Genomic DNA, 23,004 nt, shown 5'->3' with positions numbered 1-23,004 from the left:
CCGAGCCGGACGATACTGCCGACGTGAAGCGGTACGTCAATCTCGCCGTCACCGTGGCCGCCGTCGCCGCGACCGTGCTGCCCGCGCTGGCCGGCGGACCACGCGCCTGGTGGGTGCTGCCCCTCGCGGTCCTGTCGTCGGTCCCGGTGCTGTGGCGCGACCGCGCGCTGGTTGCCGTCGCCGTCGTCGTGGGCGTCGCCACGACCGTCTCGGCCGCGCTCGGCGCACCCCCGCTGCTGCCGGTCGGCCCGCTCGTCTGCCTCTACACGTTCGCGGCGCGGTCCCCCCTGCCGATCCGCCTGCTCGGCCTCGTGCTCACCGCGGCCGGGCTGGTGGTGTCGCTGCTCCATCCACACCCGGACGTGGAGGTGCTGCGGTACCTGTCGGTCGCCTACGTCTTCTCGTACGCCCTGGGCACCAGCACCCGCGCCCGCCGTACCCAGGCCACCGCCCTCGCCGAACGCGACCGTCGGGTCGCTGGTGAGCGGACGGCGGCCGTGCTGCGCGAACGCGCCCGTATCGCCCACGACCTGCACGACATCCTCACCCACGCGGTCGGTGTCATGATCGTCCAGGCGGAGGCGGGGCCGCTGCTGGTCCGCCCGCACCCGGACCGCGCCGACGCCACGTTCGCCACGATCGCCGCCACCGGCCGGGACGCGGTCGTCCAACTCCGCCGTGCGGTCGGCGGCCTGCGCGAACCCGCCGACCACCCACTCGACCAGCCGGGCCTGGCGCACCTCACCGCCCTCGTCGCACGCGTGCGCGCCACCGGGCTGGACGCCGTCCTCACCGTCGCGTCCGGACCGGCGGAGTCCGTCGGCGGAGCGCGGCCCGAGCCGCCGGCCGGGCAGGCCGGGCAGGCCAGGCAGGCCGGCGTGGTGCTCGTCGAGCCACCGGCGGACGTCGGGGTGGCCGCCTACCGGATCGTGCAGGAGTCCCTGACCAATGTGGTTCGCCATGCCGGGGCAGGATCGGTCCGCGTCCTGCTGGCCTGGAGCGCGCAGGAGTTGACCGTGTCGATCATCGATGATGGCCACGGCGACCGGGCCTCCGGCGCGGACCGGCCGGGCTACGGGATCCTCGGCATGCGCGAGCGCGCCCAGGCCTGCGGCGGGACCCTGCGCGCCGGTCCCGCCGAGGACGGCCACGGTTTCGCCGTCACCGCCACCCTGCCCCTGCGGGCACCGGCAGTGGCCTGATGGAGACAGTCGCCGCCGCCCGGCACCCGACGTCGGGGTCGTGCTGATGCTGCGTGTCGTGCTCGCCGACGATCAGGACCTGTTCCGGGCCGGGTTCGCGACGATCCTCGGGGCCGAGCCGGACATCGAGGTGGTCGCCGAGGCCGCCGACGGCGCGGACGCCGTGCGTGCCGCCCTCGACCACCGACCCGACGTCGTCCTGATGGACATGCGGATGCCCGTCCTCGACGGCGTTGCCGCGACCCGCCAGGTCTGCGCCCGTACGCCGAGCCGGGTCCTCGCCCTGACCATGTTCGACACCGACGACTACCTGTACGCGGCGCTGCGTGCGGGCGCCAGCGGCTTCCTGCTGAAGGACGCTCCCCGAGCCGAACTGGTGAACGCGGTCCGCGTGGTCGCCGCCGGCGAGGCGTTGCTCGCCCCCGGCGTCACCGCTCGGGTGATCGGCGAACTGCACCGGCGCGGTCACCCGGATCCGGCTCGGGCGGCGGCGGTGACCGCCCTGACCGCTCGCGAGACGGACGTCCTGCGCCTGATCGCGGCCGGCCTGTCCAACGCCGAGATCGCCGCTCACCACCACCTGAGCGAGCACACGGTGAAGACGCACGTCGGCAACCTGTTCGCCAAACTGAACCTGCGTGACCGTGCCCAGGCGGTGATGGTCGCCTACGAGTCCGGTCTGGTGATTCCTGGCCACTGACCGGCGGCGAATCGGTCCACGAGGCGATGCGGTGACGCAGGTGGGCAACCGACGCTCAGCGGAACAGCTCGGCGTTCTCAGCCACCCAGTCGTCGACGTCGCGTAGTGGGCGGCCAATGATCTCGTGCACGGCCGGCCGTTGGTCGAGCGTCCACGCGGTGAGTTCAGCGAGCCGCGCCCCGTACTCCTCGAGCGCGTACAGCGTCACGTCGATGCCGCTGTCGGGCCAGCCGCCACGCCGCCACCTCGCGCGGCTTTCGTCGGGCGTCACCTCGACGGCGGCGATGTCGCGGCCGATGGCTCTGGCGATGCTCGCCACCCGCGAACGGCTGCTGATCGGCAGACCGACGGCCTCCAGTACGGCGCCGACGTGGTCGTCGACGCGCAGCGCCGCCGTCGCGACCGCGGCGAGGTCGTCCTCGTGGATGAAGGGGTAGTGGCCGCCGTCCAGGAATGCCTCCCGTACGACACCATCGCCCCGGATCATCTCCGGCCAGTCCGACCCCGTCGCTGGATAGGTGCCCTCGATCATCGCCCCCAGCACCGCCGACGGGCGGATGTGCGTCCACTCCATCCCCGAGCACTCGGCGGCCCGCTCGATGGCCAACCAGAACCACGTCTCCGGCGGATGGATCTCTTCGTACTCCGGCCCGTGCGAGGACAGCACGACGACGCGTCGTACACCGGCATCCCGGGCAACCTCCAGGGCATCCCGCGCCGTCGCCGGGACGGCTCCGGCGAGAAAGACACCGTCGACGCCGTCGAAGACCTCGGCGTACTCAAGCGGGCGGGTGATGGATCCCTCGACGACCTCGACCCCGTCGGGCCAGTCACCGACCTGACCGGGCTCGGCGAGAACCCGCACCCGGTCGCCGACGCCCAGCAGTTGCCGAGCCAGGCTCCGGCCGACGATCCCGGTGGGGCTGCTGCCCGCATCCTTGCGGGCGTTGACCGCAGTCAACAGGCGCAGACGAGCGTGCGATGGAGTCGTCGGTCGATTGTCTGCGAGCATGGCAAGTCTCCCCAGCACGAAAGCGGAGATCTTGCGCCTCCCGTTGGCCGGGAGGGTGCGGACCTTGAGGTCGCCGACGTTACCAGCCTCGGGCGCCAGCCTCGCCGATCATGAAGTTGAGGTACCTGTTCGGCACTGTGACAGGCGCTCTGTCACCCACCACAACTCCATGATCGACGAGGCGAGCCAACCTGGTAGAAGTCTTACAGCGTGCGCGCCAGCCGGTCGGCGAGCGTCCGGGTGAAGCGGGCCGGGTCGGTCAGCTCACCGCCCTCCGCGAGCACCGCCAGGCCGTAGAGGAGTTCGGCGGTCTCGGCCAGGGCGGTGGGATCGGTGCCCTGCTCGTGGGCCTTGCGCAGCCCGGAGACGAGCGGGTGGCCGGGGTTGATCTCCAGGATCCGCTTGGTCGCGGGGATCTCGTGCCCCATCGCCCGGTACATCTTCTCCAGGGTCGGGGTGAGGTCGTGGGCGTCGCCGACGACGCAGGCCGGTGAGGTGGTCAGCCGGGACGACAGGCGGACCTCCCGGACACTGTCGGTCAGGGTGGTGCCCAGCCAGTCGAGCAGCGCGGCGAACTCCTGTCGCTGCTGCTCGCGCTCGGCCTCGGCCTGCTGCTTCTCCTCGTCGGTGTCCAGGTCGATCTCGCCCTTGGCGATCGAGCGCAGCGTTCGGCCGTCGTACGTGCCGACCCGCTCGACCCACACCTCGTCGACCTGGTCGGTGAGCAGCAGCACCTCGTGGCCCTTGGCCCGGAACGCCTCCAGGTGCGGGGAGTTCTCGATGGCGGCCCGCGACTCGCCGGTGGCGTACCAGATGTCGTTCTGGCCGTCCTTCATCCGCGACACGTAGCCGGCCAGGTCGGTGGGCTCGGCCGGGTCGTGGGTGGAGGCCACCGACAGGATGTCCAGCAGCGTGTCCCGGTTGTCGGTGTCGTCGATCAGTCCTTCCTTGACCACCGCGCCGAACTCGGTCCAGAAGGTGCGGTAGCGCTCGGCGTGGTTGGCCTTCAGGTCCTTGACGGTGGCGAGGATCTTCTTGACCAGGCGGCGACGGACGATCTGGATCTGCCGGTCCTGCTGCAGGATCTCCCGGGAGATGTTCAGCGACAGGTCGTGCGCGTCGACCACACCCTTGACGAAGCGCAGGTAGGTGGGGATCAACGCCTCGCAGTCGTCCATGATGAACACGCGCTTGACGTAGAGCTGGACGCCCCGGCGGCCCTGCGGGGAGAACAGGTCGAGCGGGGCGTGGCTGGGCAGGAACAGCAGCGCCTCGTACTCGAAGGTGCCCTCGCCCTTCATGTGCACGACCTCGAGCGGGTCGGCCCAGTCGTGGCTGACGTGCTTGTAGAACTCGTTGTACTCGGCGGCGTCGACCTCGTCGCGGGGTCGCGCCCAGAGCGCCTTCATCGAGTTGAGCGTCTGCTCCTCGCTGGTCGCGGCCTCACCGTCGGCGCCGGGGCGCTCGACGCGCATCCGGATGGGCCAGGCGATGAAGTCGGAGTAGCGCTTGACGATGTCCCGGATGGTCCACTCGGCGGTGTAGTCGTGCAGGTTGTCCTCGGTGTCGACGGGCTTGAGGTGCAGGGTCACCGTGGTGCCCTGCGGCGCCTCGTCGACTCCCTCGATCGAGTAGGTGCCCTCGCCGGTGGACTCCCACCGGGTGCCGCCGGTCTCGCCGGCCTTGCGGGTCAGCAGGGTGACCCGGTCGGCGACCATGAACGCGGCGTAGAAGCCGACGCCGAACTGGCCGATGAGGTCCTGCTTGGCGTGGGCGTCGGCGGACTCGCGCAGCTGGCGCAGCAGCTCGGCGGTGCCGGACTTGGCGATGGTGCCGATCAGCGCGACCACCTCGTCGCGGGTCATCCCGATGCCGTTGTCCCGCACGGTGAGGGTACGGGCGTCCCGGTCGATCTCCAGGGCGACGTGCAGGTCGTCGGTGTCGGCGACGAGGTCCTTGTCGACGAGCGTGGCCAGCCTCAGCTTGTCCAGCGCGTCGGACGCGTTCGAGATGAGTTCCCGCAGGAAGACGTCCTTGTTCGAGTAGATCGAGTGGACCACCAACTGAAGCAGCTGACGCGCCTCGGCTTGGAACTCCAACGTCTCGGCCTGATTGCTCACACCGTCTCCCTTCTCGGCTCGTGTCCAGGTTCGCGGAAAGGATACGAGCCGTCACCGGTCGGGTGGTGACCGCATCCCGGTCGTATTCCCGATCCGGACGGGCCACCGTCGTGAGATAGCTGACTTTGGTAAACAGAAGTCAGGCGGGATAGCGTCACCACCATGAAGATCGCAGGAAGCACCGCCCTCGTCACCGGCGCCAACCGTGGCTTCGGCCGGCACCTGGCCGCCGAACTGCTCGCCCGGGGCGCCACCGTCTACGCCGGCGCCCGCAACCCGGACACCGTCGACCTCCCCGGCGTGACGCCGGTGCGCCTCGACATCACCGACCCCACCTCGGTCGCCGCCGCCGCCAAGCTGGCCGGCGACGTGCAGCTCCTGATCAACAACGCCGGCATCGAGACCGGCACCGACCTGCTCGACGGCGACCTGGACATCGTCCGGCTGGAGCTTGAGACCCACTACTTCGGCAACCTGTCGATGATCCGGGCGTTCGCTCCGATCATCGCGGGCAACGGCGGTGGGACGATTCTCAACGTGCTCTCCGCGCTGTCCTGGGTGAACTTTCCCGGCGTCGGGGCGTACGGCGCCGCGAAGGCGGCCGAGTGGGCGATGACGAACGCGCTGCGCGTCCAGCTCGCCGAGCGGGGTGTGCGGGTCGCCGGCCTGCACGTCGGCTACATGGACACCGACATGGCCGCCGGGGTTGACGCCCCGAAGTCCGACCCGGCCGTGATCGCCCGGATCGGGGTGGACGGCATCGAGGCCGACGCGTACGAGATCGTCACCGACGAGACGAGCCGCCAGGTGCAGGCCGGGCTGGCCGGCGGCGTCGCCGCGCTCTACCCGCAGCTCCCCTGACCCACGACGCGACGGGCCGCCACCGGAGACAACCGGTGGCGGCCCCTTTTCGGGTACGCGGTCAGCTCGCCTGCAACGTCACGTCGTCGATGACGAAGGTGGTCTGCAACGACGAGTCCTCGGTGCCGGTGAACCGCAGCGTCACCGTCTGCCCGGCGAACCCGGCCACGTTGAGGCTGCGCTGTACGTAACCGGTCGCGGCGTTGAGATTCGAGTACGTCGCCAGCGTGGTCGAACCCACCTGCACGGTGAGCCGGTCGTACGCCGTGGAGCCGGTGGTCTCGGCGGTGTCGATGTGCAGCCAGAACGACAGCGTGTACGTGGCGCAGCCGGCCGGCAGGGTCACCGACTGGTACAGGCTCTCGGTGCGGGTGCTGCCGTACCCGTTGAGCCACGCCTTGTACGACCCGGTCCGGGCCGGCTGACCGCTGGCGTTGGTGATCACGCCGGAGGACGCGGTCCACGGCGAGCTGCCGCTCTCGAAGCCGCCGTTGCCGACCACCTGACCGCCGGTGCAGGTCGGGGTGCCGCCGCTCACGGCGAGCTGCCACAGCGCGTACGCGACGCCGTCGGCCGCCCGGTTCAGCACGGTGGCGCTGACGTTGGCGGTGGTGTCGCAGGACCGGTGGTAGCACGGGTCGTACGCGGAGTTGGCGGTGCCGCCCCACTTGGCCGCCTGCGCGCTGGTCTTGCGCGCGCTGGCGCCGGCGGCATAGCCCGAGGTGGGGATGCCGGCCTGCTGGAAGTAGTAGTCGTCGGAGCGGCCCTGACCCTCGACGTTCTCCTCCGGCTGAAGACCCAACGAGTCCCAGTACGCCTTCAGCGGCGCCGCCGTGGTCGAGCTGACCCGGTTGATGAAGTAGCCGCCGTTGACCGAGCCGACCATGTCGAAGTTGTAGTAGCCCTTGAGGTAGCCGCGCTGGGTGGCGCTGAGCGAGTTGACGTAGAACCGGGAGCCGTTGAGCCCCTGCTCCTCGTCGGTCCACCAGGCGAACCGGACCCGCTTGGTCATGGTCGGGTTCTGCGCGGCCAGGACCAGCGCGTTCTCCAACAGGGTCGCCGAGCCGGTCGCGTTGTCGTTGATGCCCGGACCGGCCGAGACGCCGTCCAGGTGCGCGCCGAACATGACCACCTGGTCGGCCGGGCCGCCGGGCCACTCCGCGATCAGGTTGTTCGAGGGGTACCGGCAGCTGGAGCAGTACTGCTCGGTGACGGTGTAGCCGGCCGACTGGAGCCTGGTCTTGACGTAGGTGAGCGAGGCGGTGTAACCGGCCGAGCCGGCCCGCCGGTTGCCACCGTTGCTGGTGGCGATGGTGTTGAACTGGGTCAGGTGCGCCTGGACGTTGGTGATGGAGATGTCCGGTGCGGCCAACGCGGCGGCGGCCGCGGCGATCGGCCGGGTCACTGTCGCGGTCGAAGGTGACGCGGTCGCCGGCTGGGTGGCCAGCGTCACCGTCATCCCGGCGAACACGGCGAGCGCGACACCCGCGCTCAGCGTTCTGCCTCTCATGGGGGCTCCTCGGGGTTGGAGAGATACCCGAGACACTTACAGATGTCGATGCAACAGGCATCGGTCGTTCGTGCCGAACCGCCACCGCTTCGACGGTAGGTACCGGCGTCGGCACAGGTGAGTAGAGGTGCCAGGATGGGTAGGTAACGCCAGCAGGGGTCGTCGGGCCCGGAACGGGGGCTTGCGATGGGGCCGGATCAAGCGTGACAGGACCCGACACCGACCTGTTCACCGGCGGTGGTGACACCGGCCGGCTGATGGCGGAGCTGAACTGGGCCCGCACCCCACTCGGCCCGGTGACCAGCTGGCCGCAGAGCCTGCGCGCCGCGGTCCGGACGGTGCTCTCGTCCCGGTACCCCATGCTGCTGCTCTGGGGAGAGGACTTCTCCCAGCTCTACAACGACGCGTACTCCGCGCTGATCGGCGACAAACACCCCGCGGCGCTCGGCGACGACGTCCGGGTGACCCTGGCCGAGGGCTGGGACGTCCTCGGCCCGCTCATCGACCAGGCCACGGCCACCGGAGTGGCCAGCTGGGTCCCCGCCCTGCGGCTGCTGCTGGAGCGGGCCGGCTACCGCGAGGAGGCGTACTTCAGCGTCTCGCACGCCCCGGTCCGCGACGACGACGGCCGCACCGTCGGCGTCCTCACCGTGTGCAGCGAAGTCACCGAGCAGGTGGTCGGCGAGCGTCGGCTGCGGCTGCTGCGCGACCTGTCCGTTCTCGGCGACGGACGCACCGTCGACGCGCACGCCACCAGCGCCCGGCTGACCGACGCGATCCAGGGCCACCCGCTGGACGTACCGTTCACCGCCATCTACCTGCGCGACGGCACGATCCTGCGGCGGGTCGCCTGCACCGGCGGCGACCAGGGGTACGCGCGGGCACTCCCGGACACCGTCGAGCTGGCCGACCCCGACCCGGCCGCGAACGCCTGGGGGCTGGCGGACGCCGCGCAGGGCCGACCGACCGCGGTGCCCGACGTCGCCGACCGGCTGCCCCTGCCCGGCGGCCCGTGGGGCGACCCGGTCCGGACCGCGCTGGCACTGCCACTGCCCTCGGGCGGCGAGGATCAACCACTCGGCGTCCTGCTGGCCGGGGTCAGCCCCAGCCGGGGGCTGGACGAGGCGTACCGGTCCTTCTACCAGCTCCTGGCCCAGCAGATCGCCGTGGCGCTGCGCAACGCCCAGGAGTACGAGCAGGAGCGACGCCGGGTCGAGGCGCTCGCCGAACTGGACCGGGTCAAGACCGACTTCTTCGCCAACGTCAGCCACGAGTTCCGCACTCCCCTGACCCTGATCCTCGGCCCGCTCGCCGACGCCCTCACCGACGCCGCCGCGCCGTTGCCCCTGGTGCAGCGGGAGCGGGTGGAAACCTCCTGGCGTAACGCCACCCGACTGTTGACGCTTGTCAACAGCCTGCTCACCTTCTCCAGCCTGGAGGCCGGGCGGGCCCGCAGCGACGCCCGCGTGGTCGACCTGTCGGCGCTCACCGCCGAGCTGGCCGGCGTGTTCCGGGCCGCCGTCGAGCGGGCCGGGCTCACTCTCGAGGTGGTCTGTCCGCCGCTGCCCCGGCCGGTCACCGTCGACCCGGTCAACTGGGAACGCATCGTCACGAACCTGCTGTCCAACGCCCTGAAGTACACGTTCATCGGCCGGATCCGGGTGGCCCTGGAAGCCGACGACGAGGAGGTCCGCCTCACCGTCGCGGACACCGGCATCGGCATCGCCGAAGCGGACCTGCCGAAACTCTTCGAACGCTTCCACCGGGTCCGGGGTGCCCGCGCCCGCAGCCACGAGGGCACCGGCATCGGCCTGGCGCTGGCGTCCGAGCTGGCCCGGCTGGAGGGCGGCGCGGTCCGGGTGACGAGCAGCGTGGGTGTCGGCAGCACGTTCACCGTGGCGCTGCCCTGGTCGACGGCAGGCCGCACGGCGGGGACCGGGCCGTCGCCGGTCGGACGGGGCGACGCGGCCCGGGCCACCGTCGAGGAGGCGATGGGCTGGCTGAGTGGGTCGGGCGGCGATCCGACCGAGCCCGGCAACGTCTCCGGTCCGGCGGTGGACGAGTTGGCCGGCGCACGGATCCTCATCGCCGACGACAACGCCGACATGCGGGCGTACCTCAGCCGGCTGCTCACCGGGCAGGGCTGGCGGGTGCGGGCCGTCACCGACGGCCGGCAGGCCCTCGACGAGGTCCACCGCGAACCGCCGGACCTGGTCCTCACCGACGTGATGATGCCGGTGCTGGACGGCTTCGACCTGGTCCGGCGGCTCCGCGCGGACCCGGCGACCCGGTCCCTGCCGGTGCTGGTGCTCTCCGCCCGGGCCGGCGGGCGGGCCAGCGTGGAGGGCCTCAACCTGGGCGCCGACGACTACCTGGTGAAGCCGTTCGCCGCGGCTGAGCTGATCGCCCGGGTCCGGGCCGGGATCCGGCGGGCCCGCAGCCACCCGACCGGCGACGCCACCGCACCCACCGTCGACGCGGCGCCGGCGCGGCCCGACCCGGTCACCGCCGTCGCGCCACCCCGTACTGTCGCCGCCGGGCCGGACGCGCCAGGGCTGGCGCAGGGCCCGACCGACCCGAGCGGGCTGGGCGACACCCTGGATGTCGGGTGGACCTACCCGTCCGCGCCCACCTCGGCCGCGGCCATGCGTCGCGACGTCCGGCTGGCGCTTGACGACCTCGACGTCGACCCGGACGTGTTGGAGGATCTCCTGCTCGCCGCGTCCGAGGCGATGAACAACGCGGTCGAGCACGCGCAGCGGCCCAGCCGTCCGGAGGTGCGGGTCCGACTCCAGGTGGGCGGCGGGCTGGTCCGGATCTCGGTGCGGGACTTCGGCACCTGGCGGGACCGCCGCCCGGCGATGGACCGGGGACGCGGCGCGTTGCTGATGAACGCCTATGGCGACGTGCGGCTGGTCTCCACCGCCGACGGGACGACGGTGACGATCGAGCGCCGGCTGGGCGACCCGGCCTGAGCAGTCTCGTTTACCGGTCCGGCCGGCCGGCTCGTCAGAGTCGGCGGCCGGTGGCGTCCCGGGCGATGATGCCGTCGAGCCGATCCCCCGGGGTCAGCACGGCCGGCTCGAACCAGAAGATCACCACCTGCTTGTCGAGACTCCAGCGGGCCAGTCGGGCGTGGACCTGCCGGCCGTCCACGGTGCCGGTGATCTGCTGGGCGGGGCCGACGAAGTAACCGAAGGTCGGCACCGGCGCGGTCGACGAGCTCTCGTCGTAGCCGATCTGGTGGAACCCGGCCCTGCGGTCGGCCCCCTCGACGTCGTTGACCAGGAGGTCCGTGGTCAGTGAGCCGTCCGGGGACTGGCGACCGGCGGCCAGCCCGATGGTCACCTTGGGCGCAGCGGGTAGGGACACCGGGACGAAGTAGTAGATCCGCCGGTCGGCGCCGTGCCGTACCCCGCTGTCCACGAACTGGCCGAGGGGCTTCGGTGGCGGCTCGTCGCGGCCCGCCGTCGGCGGTGGCGTGGAGCCCGGCGACTTCTCCGCCCACGGCGAGGCACCGACCGACGGTGGAGCGACAGCGACCGGCGGCGGGTGCTCGGTCGGCGCCAGATCGCGCGGCCCGGACGTACCGACCGCCACCACGACCACGGCGGCCAGGCCGGTCGCGAGCGTCGCCGCCCCGGCTCCGGCGACGCGCCGGCGGGTGCGCAACCGACGTCCCTGGCGCAGCACGGTGTCCAGATCGAGCACGGCGTCGGGACGCTCGGTCGCCCGCATGGCCTGGCGGAGCCGTTCCAGCTCGCTCATCGGCGCGCCCTCTCGTCGGCTGTGCGGGGCGCGGCGGTACGCAGCTTCTCCAGGGCTCGCGAGCTGGTGCTCTTGACCGTGCCCACGGATACGGCGAGTTCCCGAGCCACCTGCGCCTCTGGAAGGTCGAAGTAGTAGCGCAGCACGACGATGGCCCGCTCACGAGGGCTGAGCGCGCCGAGGATGGTGATCAACCAGCGCCGGGTGGCCACGTCGTCGGCCACGTCGTCGCGCCGCTGCTCCGGCACCTCGTCGGTCGGATACTCCCGCATCGGTCGTCGCCACCCGTCGACCAGGTGGTTGACCAGGGTGCGTCGGGCGTACCCGTAGGCGTCGTCGTCGTGGACCCGCGACCAGGACGCATAGGTGCGGACCAGGGCGGTCTGTGCGGCGTCCTCGGCCTGGTGGTGGTCGCCGGTCATGAGGAACGCCGCATGCACCAGTCGTGCGGACGCCGCTTTCGCGAACTCGACGAACTCCGCGTCACCCCGCGCCACCCCGAACCCTCCCCCGTGCCACACCGCTAGGGACGGGCGAGGCCGGAAAAAGGTTGAGTCCACGTCACAGCAACTTTTCCCAGTGGTCGCCCGTCTTCTCCTCCGCGCCGCCGCTCGGCGCGCGAGGGGAGAGACATGTCGACGAAGGTTACCCGCCCATGGCGTACCGCCTCAGCGGCGTTACTGCTGGTGGTGGCGCTGCTCACCGGGTGCGGGCTGCCGGCCGCCGGGCAAGCCGGCACCGGTCCCGTCGCCGCTGAGCCGCGGCCCAGCGGGCCGGCCACGGTCACCGCCTCCGGTCGGCCGACCGGAGTCGCCGGCGTCTCGCCCAGTTCCGCGCCGACCGTCGACGTCACCTACCCCGCCACCGGCGGCAACCGCTGGACGACGGCATCCGCCGAGGCGGCACCCACGGGAGCGACCGGCGGTCGGTTGCTGCGCTACCGGATCGTCGTGGAACGCGACATCCGGGGCCTGCCGGTGGGCGACGTCGCGACGGCCATCTCCACGACGCTGAACGACCCCCGCGGGTGGACGGCCGGCGGGACGTGGCGGCTGCGCCGGGTGGGTGCCGGCGGGACGGCCGACTTCACCATCTACCTGGCGACCCCCGGCACCCGCGACACGCTCTGCCAGGACGTGCCCGACGCCTACACCTCCTGCCGCAACGGTGGTCGGGTGGTGCTCAACGTGGCGCGCTGGGTCAAGGGGGTACCCGGCTACGGTGCGAGTCTGACCACCTACCGGGAGTACATGGTCAACCACGAGGTGGGGCACAAACTCGGGTTCGGTCACGAGCGGTGCCCCCGGCGGGGCCGGCCGGCGCCGGTCATGCAGCAGCAGACGTTGGGCCTGCACGGCTGCACCGCGAACGCCTGGCCGTACCCGACCGGCCCGGACCGCTACCACGGGCCGGTCGGGGCGTACGACGACGACATCCCGCGGCGCGAGGGCGCGTACCCGGCAGCCTGAGACCGACGGTGGGCGCGGGGCGCGCCCTCAGGTTCGCGGGCGGCGCTCCTGTTCGAGTCGCTCATCCTGCCGGCCCATCTCGTAGATGGCGGTGAGGCTGGTCGGCAACCTGCTGACGTTCTCCGGCATCGAGCCGGGATCCGGTGCCGGATCGGCACCCGGTACCGGACCGGGATCAGGTGCGGCGGCGGGGACCGGGGACCGGCGGCGCAGGAACAGCACCGCCAGCACCGCGAGGGCCACCACGACCAGCAGGTACGACATGGGTGGCCAGGCACTCCGGGTGGGGTTGGCGAGGGCCGGCGGGTCGGTCGGTGCGGGGGTGTCGCCGTCACGCCGGGGCACGGCGGCCCCGCGGGTGGCGGTGCCCTCGCCGGCGGTGCGGCGATCGGGGGCGACGGGTGCGGGGCGACCGCCCGCCGAGCGGGTGGGCACCGGGATCGCGCTGGACTCCACCGGGCTGGGCTGACCGGCGACCGGTGTCGGACTCGGCGTGGGCGCCCGGGTGGGGGTGACGCCCGGCGGCGGAGGGGCCGTCGGCGTGTTGCCGCCGAGCAGGTCGTCGACGATCTGGCCGACGCCACCGACGATGTCGCCGAGCGGGTCCGAGGTCGCCGACGGGGACGGCGCGGGCGAGAGGGCGAGGGTCAGCGCGAGGACGACGACGGTAGGCATGACGCCACCTCCGATGTGCCGAATATGCCAGGCACCGTATCGCATCGTGGGATGGCGTGGGTGGCACCGGCACACGGGGGCGGGGGCGCGTCTGGCGCTCGCCCCCGCCCGCGATGTCGCTGATGGTCAGACGGGCAGGCCACCGACCTGGGTGGAGATCCACGAGCGGATCGACGGCAGGTCGACGTAGATGGAGGGGCCGGTGGCGCAGGTGGAGTTGTTGTTGCCGGCCCGACTCGTCGCGCCGATCAGGTTCCACACTCCGCCGACCCGGCGCACCTGCGGCCCACCCGAGTCGCCGTAGCAGGCGCCGGAGTTGCCGTTGGTGTTGTTGGTGCAGATCTCGTACGCGCCGTTGATGCCGGAGCACCGGCTGTCGGCCACGATGGACGTGTCGAGTTCGTTGGCCACGGTCGGAGCCGATCCGCAGCCCCGCGGGGCGCAGGTCTGGCCCCAGCCGATGATCCGGGTGGCGGTGCCGACCGCGCCGGAGGTGCTCGGGATCGGGGCCGGCGCGTACGTGACCGAGCTGGCCAGTTGCAGCAGCTTGACGTCGACGCTCGGGTGGTTCACCGCACGGGTCACCCGCACCACGGTCCCGCCGCTGGTGCGGTTGGTGCTGCCCACCCGCACGGAGGACGGGGTCGAACAGTGCTTGGCGGTGACCGCCCAGTTGCCCTTGATCAGGGTGCCGGTGCAGCCGGAGACGTACACCATGAAGGGGTAGTTCTCGGTGGCCGGTCGGCCGCCGACCACCAACGGCTCGACGTCGGATGCGCCGTTCCAGGTGTATGCCGTACTGGCCGGCGCGGCCAGCGTGCCGGCGAACAGCGAGTTCACCCGGCTCGCCTCGGCCGCGCTGGGGTTGGCGTTGCGGCAGGAGACGGGTGCGCTGCTGCCGGACATCAGGTCGGAGCAGAGGCCGGTGCGCCGGTCCGGCAGGCCCAGGATGTGGCCGACCTCGTGGGTGGCGATGCGGGTGCGGTCGTAGCCTTGGTTGACGGCCGTGCGGCCCATCCAGATCCGGCCCGAGCCGAGGCCGGTCGACTGCGCGCGGGGCCAGCCGTCGTCGACGTAGATGGTGATACTGGCCGGGGTGCCGGCCAGGAGTCGGACGGTACTGACCCGACTGTTCCAGATCTGCGCCGCCTGGTCGAAGTTGGTGCGGAACTCACCGGTCCGGCTCGCGTCGTAGTAGACGGTCCGGACGGCGGCGGCCGGCGTGCCGGTGGCGAGCTGCATCCCGGCCGCCGCCAGGATCGCCACCAGCATGGCCAGCGCCGCGCGTCTCAGTTGTCCTCGGAACATCGGGCACTCCCCTGCGCTCGTCGGCGGCCACCGGCCGCCGGTTCATCGATACACGTAGATGTTAATGTGACGGCGATCGATGATGGGCATAGCGGAAGCGTCATACCGGCGACACGACTGCCACGACCGGGTGGCGTTCGAGTTCGCCGGCCCGGCGAGCCGGTTCGGTCAGACGTGCAGGGTGGGCGGTAGACGAGCTCCTTGGACGAGGTCGACCAGACCGGCGTTCATGATGTGCTCCGTTCAGGGGTGAGCGCGGTACGACGGACCCACAGGTGGGACCGCTCGGTGTCGTTGGTGGCCAGTTCCATGGCCTGGTCGTAGGCGGCTCGGGCCTCCTCATGCCGGCCGAGCCGGACCAGCAGCTCCGCGCGGGTGGCCGGCAGCCGGTGGTAGCCCGGGAGGTCGAGTTCCGCCAGCCCGGCGAGGGCCTGCGCCGGTCCGTGCACCTCGGCGACGGCAACCGCACGGTTGAGCGCGACGACCGGGCTCGGCCGGAGCGCGAGAAGCTGGTCGTACAGTGCCAGGACCTGCGGCCAGTCGGTGGCGGCGCCGTCGGTGTGCACCGCGCCGATCGCGGCCTGGATCTGGTACGGGCCGGGCTGGTTGCGCCGCAGGCAACGCCGGACCAGGTCGTGCCCCTCGGTGATGAGCGCCCGGTTCCACAGTGACCGGTCCTGGTCGGCCAGCAGCACCAGCTCGCCGGACGGGTCGAGCCGGGCCGGACGGCGCGCCTCGGTCAGCAGCAGCAGGGCGAGCAGGCCCAGCACCTCGGGCTCGTCGGGCATCAAGGCGGCAAGCTCGCGGGCGAGCCGGATCGCCTCGGCGCACAGGTCCGTTCTGATCAACGGTCCGGCGGTGGACGCGTAGCCCTCGTTGAACATCAGGTAGAGCACGGTGAGCACGTACGGCAGTCGGTCCGGCAGCTCGTGTTCGGCGGGCACCCGGTAGGGGATGCCGGCGTCCCGGATCTTCTTCTTCGCGCGCACGATGCGCTGCGCGACCGTCGACTCCTGGATCAGGTAGGCGCGGGCGATCTCGGGTACGTCGAGACCGCCGAGCAGGCGCAGCGTGAGGGCGGTCCGCGCGTCCGGACCGAGCGCCGGGTGGCAGCAGGTGAAGATGAGGCGCAGCTGGTCGTCTCTCACCGGTCCCACCTCTCGGGGCTCGTCCTGGTGGTGCAGCAGCAGAGCCTGGGCGTGCCGCGCCTCGCGCGTCGACTCCCGGCGGAGCCGGTCCACCGCCCGGTTGCGGGCGGTGGTCACGATCCAGGCACCCGGGTTCGGCGGCGGGGTCTGCCACTTCTGCAGCGCCGTGGTGAAGGCGTCCTGGACCGCCTCCTCGGCGAGGTTGAGGTCACCGAGGATGCGGGCCAGGGTGGCGACGCAGCGGCCGTACTCCGCGCGGTAGATGCTCCCCAGGTCCATGTCGGGCGGCCGGCTCCCGGTCAGGCCTGGGACAGGTCGTCGAAGGGGCGCACCTCGACCGGGCCGCAGGCCGCCGCGCACTTCTCGGCCCAGGCCAGCGCCTGGTCCAGGTCCGCGCACCTGAGGACCCAGAAGCCGGCGATGTGCTCCTTCGTCTCGACGAACGGCCCGTCGCTCATGGTGGTGGCGCCGTTCTCGATCCGTACGACGGTGGCGCTGTCCGGCGACCGGAGCCCTCCGCCGAAGACCCAGGCGCCCGCGGCCTGCATCTCGTCGTTGATCCGGCCGGTCTCCCGGAACATGGTCTGCGTCTCCTCGTCGGAGGGGTCCGGCTCCCCCTCGACGGCGTGCACGGACAGCAGGTACTGCTTCATGACGATCCTCCAACCGTTCGATGGTGAGATGGCGACAGGTCAGGCGGCGAGGCGGCGCGCGACAGCGGGGATGACGATCGCGGCCGCGACCAGGTGTGTGACCATCAGCAACGCCTTGGTGGCCGCCCCCGCGTCGACGATCACGTCCGGCACCAGCGACAGGACCGTCAACACCACAGTGGTACGGACGAACGCGCGCCGGGGACGCCTGGCGAAACGGGACAGCACCGCGGCGAGGATCACCCCGACCAGCGAGAATACGGCGGTCAGCACACCGAAGCCCGTCACCGGAATCGGCGCGTCGGCCACGTCGAGGCTGATCCCCGCCGCGCGGCCGACGGCGGCGACGGCCATGGTGGCGGCGCTCGCGGCGAGCGTGGCGGCGACACCGGTCCGGATCAGCGCACCCACGGTCGAGGTGGCGGCAGGGGTGGTGGTCGCTGTGGTGGTCATCGTGCCCTCCGGTGGGTGGATGGCCCGCCGCGGTGGCGGGCTCTCACCAGGGCTACGAATCGCACCGGTCCCAATCGACAGGCACGCCCACATTCTTGTCGACGACTTTTGCGGACCTCAGAGCGTGCGCTGGTATTCCTCCCAGGTTCGCTTCGGGCTGACCGCTGGGCCATCATCGACGCCCCGGTTGGCCAGGCCGTTGCGACCAAGGTAGTAGTCGCCGGCCTGGTTCTGCGCGCCCGTCGACTGGTCGGTGTCGGAGAGCGCGATCGCGTGGATGTGGTAGCCCCAGTCCCCCTGGGCCGGGGTCCGTAGCCACGCGGCAAAGCCCACCGCGCGCAGGCGACGCAGCACGTCGGTCCGGACCGACGAGGAGAGACCGCTGACCGAGAGGTCGAGCGCGCCGCCGCCGTCGTGCGTGCCGGCGGAGGCGCCCACACCGCTGCTGTACGAGCCCTGCGTGATGCCGAGCTGGCGGCCGAGTAGGCGTTCGGCCTCGATCAGCATCGACCTGGTGCGCGTGTTGACCTGCACACCGCGCAGGGTCACCACGCTGCCGGGTGAGATCGCCCGGACCACGGTGTACCGTCCCTCGCCGAGCGACCGCAGCGACGACGGGCCGGGCAGACCTGTCGCGTCGAGACACCCCGTTGGGGCCTACGAACCTCCACGGGATTGCCGCCCGCCGGTGGGTGGGGCGATGGGCGCAGCGGGCGGCCGGCGGTGACCGTCAGTCACCGCCGTGGGGGGCGGATGCGGTGGGGAGCGGTATACCTCAGAGTCATATTCATACCTCTGAGGTATACCGCTCAACAGCACATCGACATGGGCGGGCAGCCGCAGCGGATGGCCAATGCCCTTCGCCACGACCCCAGCCCCGGCCTGAAGCGCGGACTTACTCGTCTAGTTGCCAGAGCCCCGCTGGGTGGGGTCGGGTGCCTGCGCGACCGCCTCGTCGGCCAGGTGCCAGATCTCGCGCATCGGCGCCCACCAGTCTCCCGAGCCGGGCTCGGCGATCGACTCCTGGCACGGGTCGGTCAGCTTCCACCACTCCTGCGTCTGCGGGTCCGCGGCGATGAACCGCAGGTCGGCCTCGTAGTCGTCACCGACGTACTCGTAGTAGCCGAAGAGCAGGTCGTCGTGCAGGAAGATGGTGTAGTTGCGGAAGTTCGCCTCGCGCAGCGTCTTCTCGACGCTCGGCCAGACCTCGGCGTGCAACCGCAGGTAGGTTTCCCGCTGCTCGGGGCGGAGTCGGATCACGCAGCCATGACGTTTCACGTCGTGCCCTTTCGTGTGAGCTGGTTCAGGGGTGCCGAAAGCACCTGACCGTAGCGGTTGCGGGGTGCCGGGCAGGGGCCGGCCGCCGGCGATGTCGACCGGTGGTCCTCCCGCAGGGCTACCGACCACCGGGTTCACCTGCCGGACGCCCGCCGGAAACGCAATCGTTTCGTGAACTCGGTGCGACGCAACTCACGAAACCCTGCACCTTCACCGATCCGGAACTAGTGTGAGTACGACATCGTTTCGCAGGAGGTTGGGATGCTGGGTGGTCAGCAGGTGGGCGCGGGCGCCGGGGTGCCGGCCGCCCGGGTTCCCCGGTGCACCGACAGCGACCTGTTCGGTGTGGTCATCGACCTGCTGCGCGAGGTCGGCTTCGACCGGATGACCATCGACGCCGTCGCCGCCCGCGCCCACGTCAGCAAGGCCACCATCTACCGGCGGTGGGACGGCAAGGCCGAGCTGGTCGTCGCCGCCCTGCGCGACCGGCACGTCGGTGTGCACAACCCGCCCGACACCGGCAGCCTGCGCGGTGACCTGATCGAGCTGCTGCGGGCCACGGCAGCGATCTGCGTGGCCGACTGCGACCTGATGCAGGCGCTGACCTTCGCCATGCGGACCAACCCCGAGCTGGAACGCCTGGTGCGCCACCAGGTTCTGCCGGCCGGGCGGGTGGCCAGCACCGCCATCCTGGTCCGGGCCGCCGCCCGGGGGGAGATCCCGCCCGAGGCCGGCGAACGGGAGCTGTTCCACGATCTCGCGCCCGCGCTCACCCTGTCCCGCATCGTCGCGCACGGCCTGCCGGCCGACGACGCGTTCCTCATCCAGGTCGTCGACCAGGTGCTGATCCCGGTCCTCCGCTACCAGCCCGACCGCCCGTCACCGGCCTGACCCACCGACATCCGCAACACGGAAGGCTTCACCATGTCCGGAACCACCTCGACCGCACCTGGCGCACCCGGCGCCGGGGCGTCGACAAGCGCGCCGCACCCGCGGCGCTGGATCGCGCTGGCGGTCATCGCGGTCTCGCAGCTGATGGTCGTCCTGGACGCCACCATCGTGAACATCGCGCTGCCGAAGGCCCAGTCCGACCTGGGGATCACCGACGCGAACCGGCAGTGGGTGGTCACCGCCTACACGCTGGCCTTCGGTGGACTGCTGCTGCTCGGCGGTCGCATCGCCGACTACTGGGGGCGCAAGCGCACCTTCCTGGTCGGCATGACCGGTTTCGCCCTCGCCTCCGCCCTGGGCGGTCTGGCCACCACCGGCGGGATGCTCTTCGCCGCCCGCGCGTTGCAGGGCGCCTTCGGTGCGCTGCTCGCCCCGGCCGCGTTGGCGCTGCTCACCGTGCTGTTCACCGAGGCCACCGAGCGGGCCAAGGCCTTCGCGGTGTACGGCGCGATCGCCGGCGGTGGATCTGCGGTCGGCCTGCTGCTCGGCGGGGTGCTCACCGAGTACGCCAACTGGCGCTGGTGCCTGCTGGTCAACATCCCGGTCGCCGCGATCGCCATCGCCTTCGCGCTCCCGCTGGTGCCGGAGAGCCGGGCCAAGGGCAACACCCGCTACGACGTACCCGGCGCGGTCGTGGTGACCGCCGGCCTGGTCTCCCTGGTGTACGGCTTCACCAAGGCCGCCGAGGACGGCTGGGACGCCACCGCGACGCTCGGCTTCATCGCCGCGGGCGTGGTGCTGCTCGCCGCCTTCGTGGTGATCGAGCTGCGCTCCAGCCACCCGCTGCTGCCGCTGCGGATCGTGCTGGACCGCAACCGGGGCGGGGCGTTCCTCACCTCGACGCTGATCGGCGCCGGCCTGTTCGGGGCGTTCCTCTTCCTGACCTTCTACTTCCAGGTGGTGCTGCAGTACAAGCCCCTGGAGGCGGGTCTCGCATCGCTGCCGGTCACCGCCGGTGTGCTGATCGCCGCGGGTGGCGCCAGCCAGCTGATGCCGCGACTGGGCGCCAAGCCGCTGATGGTCGCCGGTGCCGTGCTCGCCGCACTGGGCATGCTGGTGCTGACCCAGATCGACGCGGACACCTCGTTCCTCACCCACCTGCTGCCCGCGCAGGTCATCCTGGGCCTGGGGCTGGGCTTCACCTTCGTCCCGCTGTCCAGCCTCGCCCTGGTCGGGGTGCCGGAGCACGACGCCGGCGCGGCCAGCGCGACGCTCAACGCCACCCAGCAGATCGGTGGCTCGCTCGGCACCGCCCTGCTGAACACCTTCTACACCAGCGCGGTCGCCGCCTACCTGGTGGGCCGGGCGCCGAACCCGGTCAACCAGGTCGAGGCGCTGGTGCACGGCTACCGGGTGGCCTTCGCCTGGGGCGCGGCGCTGATCGTGCTCGCGGGCCTGGCCACCCTGGTCCTGGTGAAGGTGCGCAAGGAGGACGTGCCCACCGGCACCACCGTTCACATGGGCTGAGCCGACCGACGTGGCCGCCGGCCGGAGCGCCCCGAGCGTGGGGTGGGCCGGCCGGCGGCCACGTCCGGTAACGTCCCGACCATCGTCGAAAATCCGTTTGAGGAGATCCATGTCGACCCCTGCTGACCAGATCATCACAGCTCTGCGCGCGGGCCACGAGGAGCTCGCCACGCTCGTGCGGGACCTCAAGGAGGACGACCTGCTCCGGCCGTCGGGGGCCAGCGAGTGGCAGGTCTCCCAGGTGCTGAGCCACCTGGGCAGCGGCGCCGAGATCAACCTGGCGACACTGGACGCCGCCCGCACCGGCGCACCCGGCCCGGACGGGGACTTCAACCGCGGCGTCTGGGCACGCTGGGACGCGATGGCCCCGGCCGAGCACGCCGCCGGGTTCCTCGCCACCAACGAGCGGCTGGTCGAGGCGTACGAGGCGCTGGACGCCGAGACCCGCTCCTCGATGCGGATCGACCTCGGCTTCCTGCCGGAGCCGGTCGACGTGGCCACCGCGGCCCGGTTCCGGCTCAGCGAGTTCGCCCTGCACCAGTGGGACACCGAGGTGGCGTTCAACCCGTTCGCGGCGGTGACGCCGGGCGCGGTGGCGCTGCTGCTGGACCAGATCGGCGGCATGCTGGCCTGGACCAGCCGACCGCAGGAGCTGGCCGGGCGGGAGGCCACGCTGCTGGTCCGGGTGCACGCGCCCGAGCGGACGTTCGGGCTGCGGCTGGGCGAGAAGGTCGAGGTCGTCGACGCGCCGGAGCGTCCCGACGGCGAGCTGGAGGCCCCGGCCGAGGCGTGGCTGCGGCTGGCCACCGGACGGCTGGGCACCCAGCACACCCCGGACGGGGTGCGGGCGACCGGCTCGGTGACCCTCGACGACCTGCGCCGGGTCTTCGTCGGCTTCTGACCAGCGGCCGTGCGGGCCGGTCAACCCGGCCCGCACGGCACGTCAGCCCTTCACGCAGACCACCTGCTTGAGGTGCGCGACCACCTCGACCAGGTCCTCCTGCTGGGCCATCACCTCGGTGATGTCCTTGTACGCGCCCGGGATCTCGTCGACCACCCCGGCGTCCTTGCGGCACTCCACCCCGGCGGTCTGCGCGGCCAGGTCCTCGGTGCTGAACGTCCGCTTGGCCTGCGCCCGCGACATCCGACGCCCGGCCCCGTGCGACGCCGAGCAGTACGCGTCCGGGTTACCCCGGCCCCGCACGATGTACGACCCGGTGCCCATCGACCCGGGGATGATGCCCAGGTCACCCCGGCCGGCCCGGATGGCGCCCTTGCGGGTCACCAGCACGTCCACCCCGTCGTAGCTCTCCTCGGACACGTAGTTGTGGTGGCAGCTGATCGACTCGTCGTAGGTGACCTGCGGGAACTGCTCCCGCACCACACCGCAGAGCAGGGCCAGCATGACCGCCCGGTTGCGCCGCGCGTACTCCTGCGCCCACCACAGATCCCGCCGGTACGCGTCCATCTCCGGCGTCCCGGTGAGGAACACGGCCAGATCCCGGTCCGGCAGGTCGGCGTTGTGCGGCAGCCCCCGGGCCACCCCGATGTGCCGCTCGGCCAACTCCTTGCCGATGTTGCGGGACCCGGAGTGCAACATCAGCCAGACCCGCCCCTCGTCGGCGCCGCCCTGCTCCAGGCAGACCTCGATGAAGTGGTTGCCCCCGCCGAGGGTGCCGAGCTGCCGCCGTGCCCGCGTCTCCAACTGCGCCACCCGCCGGTCCAGGCCGGCGAACCGGCCCCAGAAGTCGTCCCAGCCGGCCTGCTCCAGACCCCGGATCCGACGCGTGTCGACCGAGTCCTCGCGCTGGGTGAAGCCGACCGGGATGGTGGCCTCGATCGCGGAGCGCAGCCCGGCCAGGTCGTCGGGCAGGTCGGCGGCGGTCAGCGAGGTGCGCACCGCCGACATCCCGCAGCCGATGTCGACGCCGACCGCGGCCGGCGAGACGGCCTGCCGCATCGCGATCACCGAGCCGACCGTGGCGCCCTTGCCGAAGTGCACGTCGGGCATGACGGCGACACCCTGCACCCAGGGCAACGCGCCGATGTTGCGCAGCTGCCTGGCGGCCTGCGGTTCGATCGCGTAGGGGTCGGTCCAGACCCGGACGGGTGCCCGGGTACCGGCGAGAGGGGTGAATCCCATCGTGGTCTCCTCGTGTCGTGCGCTGCCCGTTAACGATCAGGTGTGAGCGCGGCGGCGGTGTGCGGATACGAAACGGCCGCCCGATCCCGGTGGGATGGGCGGCCGGCGGACGCGTCAGCGTCGCGTCAGTCGCGCCACCCCGACTCGTTGCGCCGCAGCGCCGGATACGCACAGGTTCTGGTGGTGCCGAGCAGAGTCAGGTCGGCAGGGAGCAGCAGCCGGGCGGCATCGGTGCGGATGCGTCGTGGCACGGCGTACTCCCTTCGGGGTGTGCTCGGTCGACCTT

22 protein-coding genes are annotated in these 23,004 nt (G+C 71.9%); 8 read left to right on the top strand and 14 right to left on the bottom strand.

What is annotated here, in order from left to right:
• Positions 1-23 precede the first annotated feature (23 nt).
• Positions 24-1,202 (top strand): histidine kinase, encoded by a 1,179-nt coding sequence (locus tag AB0C25_RS18425; RefSeq protein ID WP_357374569.1) that lies wholly within the window; start codon positions 24-26, stop codon positions 1,200-1,202.
• A gap of 46 nt (positions 1,203-1,248) precedes the next feature.
• On the top strand, positions 1,249-1,902 hold the full coding sequence (locus AB0C25_RS18420; RefSeq protein ID WP_357374567.1) for a response regulator transcription factor: 654 nt from the start codon (positions 1,249-1,251) through the stop codon (positions 1,900-1,902).
• Between the two features lie 55 nt (positions 1,903-1,957).
• Here AB0C25_RS18420 and AB0C25_RS18415 read toward each other — a convergent pair whose 3' ends face one another.
• The gene (locus AB0C25_RS18415) at positions 1,958-2,914 is read right to left on the bottom strand and encodes an NAD(P)H-binding protein (RefSeq protein ID WP_357374565.1); all 957 of its coding nucleotides are present in this window, start codon (positions 2,912-2,914) and stop codon (positions 1,958-1,960) included.
• A 203-nt stretch (positions 2,915-3,117) separates the two neighbouring features.
• The gene (gene htpG / locus AB0C25_RS18410) at positions 3,118-5,034 is read right to left on the bottom strand and encodes a molecular chaperone HtpG (RefSeq protein WP_357374562.1); all 1,917 of its coding nucleotides are present in this window, start codon (positions 5,032-5,034) and stop codon (positions 3,118-3,120) included.
• Positions 5,035-5,196: 162 nt separating this feature from the next.
• Here htpG and AB0C25_RS18405 point away from each other — a divergent pair, with 162 nt between their 5' ends.
• The gene (locus AB0C25_RS18405; protein ID WP_357374560.1) at positions 5,197-5,895 is read left to right on the top strand and encodes an SDR family oxidoreductase; all 699 of its coding nucleotides are present in this window, start codon (positions 5,197-5,199) and stop codon (positions 5,893-5,895) included.
• A 61-nt stretch (positions 5,896-5,956) separates the two neighbouring features.
• Here AB0C25_RS18405 and AB0C25_RS18400 read toward each other — a convergent pair whose 3' ends face one another.
• Positions 5,957-7,405: a M28 family peptidase gene (locus AB0C25_RS18400; protein ID WP_357374558.1), complete on the bottom strand. Its 1,449-nt coding sequence runs from the start codon at positions 7,403-7,405 to the stop codon at positions 5,957-5,959.
• Positions 7,406-7,608: 203 nt separating this feature from the next.
• On the opposite strand from AB0C25_RS18400, the gene AB0C25_RS18395 reads away from it, so the two are divergent.
• A complete protein-coding gene (locus tag AB0C25_RS18395) occupies positions 7,609-10,380 on the top strand; it encodes an ATP-binding protein (RefSeq protein ID WP_357374556.1) in 2,772 nt (923 codons plus the stop codon).
• Positions 10,381-10,414: 34 nt separating this feature from the next.
• Here AB0C25_RS18395 and AB0C25_RS18390 read toward each other — a convergent pair whose 3' ends face one another.
• Both AB0C25_RS18390 and AB0C25_RS18385 read right to left on the bottom strand, forming a co-directional pair.
• Positions 10,415-11,173 carry a hypothetical protein gene (locus AB0C25_RS18390; RefSeq protein WP_357374554.1) on the bottom strand — a complete coding sequence of 253 codons (759 nt, stop codon included), beginning with the start codon at positions 11,171-11,173 and terminating at the stop codon, positions 10,415-10,417.
• Positions 11,170-11,670, bottom strand: coding sequence for a SigE family RNA polymerase sigma factor (locus AB0C25_RS18385; protein WP_357374551.1), 501 nt, complete (start codon positions 11,668-11,670; stop codon positions 11,170-11,172). The genes AB0C25_RS18390 and AB0C25_RS18385 overlap by 4 nt, the downstream gene beginning before the upstream one ends.
• A gap of 135 nt (positions 11,671-11,805) precedes the next feature.
• Here AB0C25_RS18385 and AB0C25_RS18380 point away from each other — a divergent pair, with 135 nt between their 5' ends.
• Entirely contained in the window at positions 11,806-12,642 is an 837-nt protein-coding gene (locus AB0C25_RS18380; protein WP_357374549.1) for a DUF3152 domain-containing protein, read from the top strand.
• Positions 12,643-12,669: 27 nt separating this feature from the next.
• On the opposite strand, the gene AB0C25_RS18375 is transcribed toward AB0C25_RS18380, so the two are convergent.
• The 7 genes from AB0C25_RS18375 to AB0C25_RS18345 form a co-directional block, all read right to left on the bottom strand.
• A complete protein-coding gene (locus AB0C25_RS18375; protein WP_357374547.1) occupies positions 12,670-13,317 on the bottom strand; it encodes a hypothetical protein in 648 nt (215 codons plus the stop codon).
• A 126-nt stretch (positions 13,318-13,443) separates the two neighbouring features.
• Complete coding sequence (locus AB0C25_RS18370; protein ID WP_357374545.1) at positions 13,444-14,625, bottom strand: snapalysin family zinc-dependent metalloprotease; 1,182 nt, start codon at positions 14,623-14,625, stop codon at positions 13,444-13,446.
• A gap of 227 nt (positions 14,626-14,852) precedes the next feature.
• Positions 14,853-16,052 (bottom strand): RNA polymerase sigma factor, encoded by a 1,200-nt coding sequence (locus AB0C25_RS18365; RefSeq protein WP_357374543.1) that lies wholly within the window; start codon positions 16,050-16,052, stop codon positions 14,853-14,855.
• 20 nt (positions 16,053-16,072) lie between these two features.
• The gene (locus AB0C25_RS18360) at positions 16,073-16,426 is read right to left on the bottom strand and encodes a YciI family protein (RefSeq protein ID WP_357374541.1); all 354 of its coding nucleotides are present in this window, start codon (positions 16,424-16,426) and stop codon (positions 16,073-16,075) included.
• 39 nt (positions 16,427-16,465) lie between these two features.
• Complete coding sequence (locus AB0C25_RS18355; protein WP_357374539.1) at positions 16,466-16,879, bottom strand: DUF6069 family protein; 414 nt, start codon at positions 16,877-16,879, stop codon at positions 16,466-16,468.
• A gap of 117 nt (positions 16,880-16,996) precedes the next feature.
• Positions 16,997-17,458 carry a hypothetical protein gene (locus AB0C25_RS18350; RefSeq protein WP_357374537.1) on the bottom strand — a complete coding sequence of 154 codons (462 nt, stop codon included), beginning with the start codon at positions 17,456-17,458 and terminating at the stop codon, positions 16,997-16,999.
• Positions 17,459-17,782: 324 nt separating this feature from the next.
• Positions 17,783-18,139: an L-rhamnose mutarotase gene (locus AB0C25_RS18345; RefSeq protein WP_357374535.1), complete on the bottom strand. Its 357-nt coding sequence runs from the start codon at positions 18,137-18,139 to the stop codon at positions 17,783-17,785.
• A gap of 279 nt (positions 18,140-18,418) precedes the next feature.
• Here AB0C25_RS18345 and AB0C25_RS18340 point away from each other — a divergent pair, with 279 nt between their 5' ends.
• From AB0C25_RS18340 to AB0C25_RS18330, 3 genes are all read left to right on the top strand, one after another.
• Positions 18,419-19,048, top strand: a complete 630-nt coding sequence (locus AB0C25_RS18340) for a TetR/AcrR family transcriptional regulator (RefSeq protein ID WP_357239414.1) — start codon at positions 18,419-18,421, stop codon at positions 19,046-19,048.
• 33 nt (positions 19,049-19,081) lie between these two features.
• Positions 19,082-20,575, top strand: a complete 1,494-nt coding sequence (locus AB0C25_RS18335) for an MFS transporter (RefSeq protein ID WP_357374533.1) — start codon at positions 19,082-19,084, stop codon at positions 20,573-20,575.
• Between the two features lie 109 nt (positions 20,576-20,684).
• Entirely contained in the window at positions 20,685-21,476 is a 792-nt protein-coding gene (locus AB0C25_RS18330) for a maleylpyruvate isomerase family mycothiol-dependent enzyme (protein WP_357374531.1), read from the top strand.
• 42 nt (positions 21,477-21,518) lie between these two features.
• On the opposite strand, the gene AB0C25_RS18325 is transcribed toward AB0C25_RS18330, so the two are convergent.
• On the bottom strand, positions 21,519-22,718 hold the full coding sequence (locus AB0C25_RS18325) for an RtcB family protein (RefSeq protein ID WP_357374529.1): 1,200 nt from the start codon (positions 22,716-22,718) through the stop codon (positions 21,519-21,521).
• Positions 22,719-22,843: 125 nt separating this feature from the next.
• The gene (locus AB0C25_RS18320; protein ID WP_357374527.1) at positions 22,844-22,969 is read right to left on the bottom strand and encodes a hypothetical protein; all 126 of its coding nucleotides are present in this window, start codon (positions 22,967-22,969) and stop codon (positions 22,844-22,846) included.
• Positions 22,970-23,004 lie beyond the last annotated feature (35 nt).

The organism is Micromonospora sp. NPDC048839 (genome assembly GCF_040649915.1).
GTDB lineage: Bacteria > Actinomycetota > Actinomycetes > Mycobacteriales > Micromonosporaceae > Micromonospora.
This window is presented reverse-complemented; position numbering and strand designations above follow the sequence as displayed.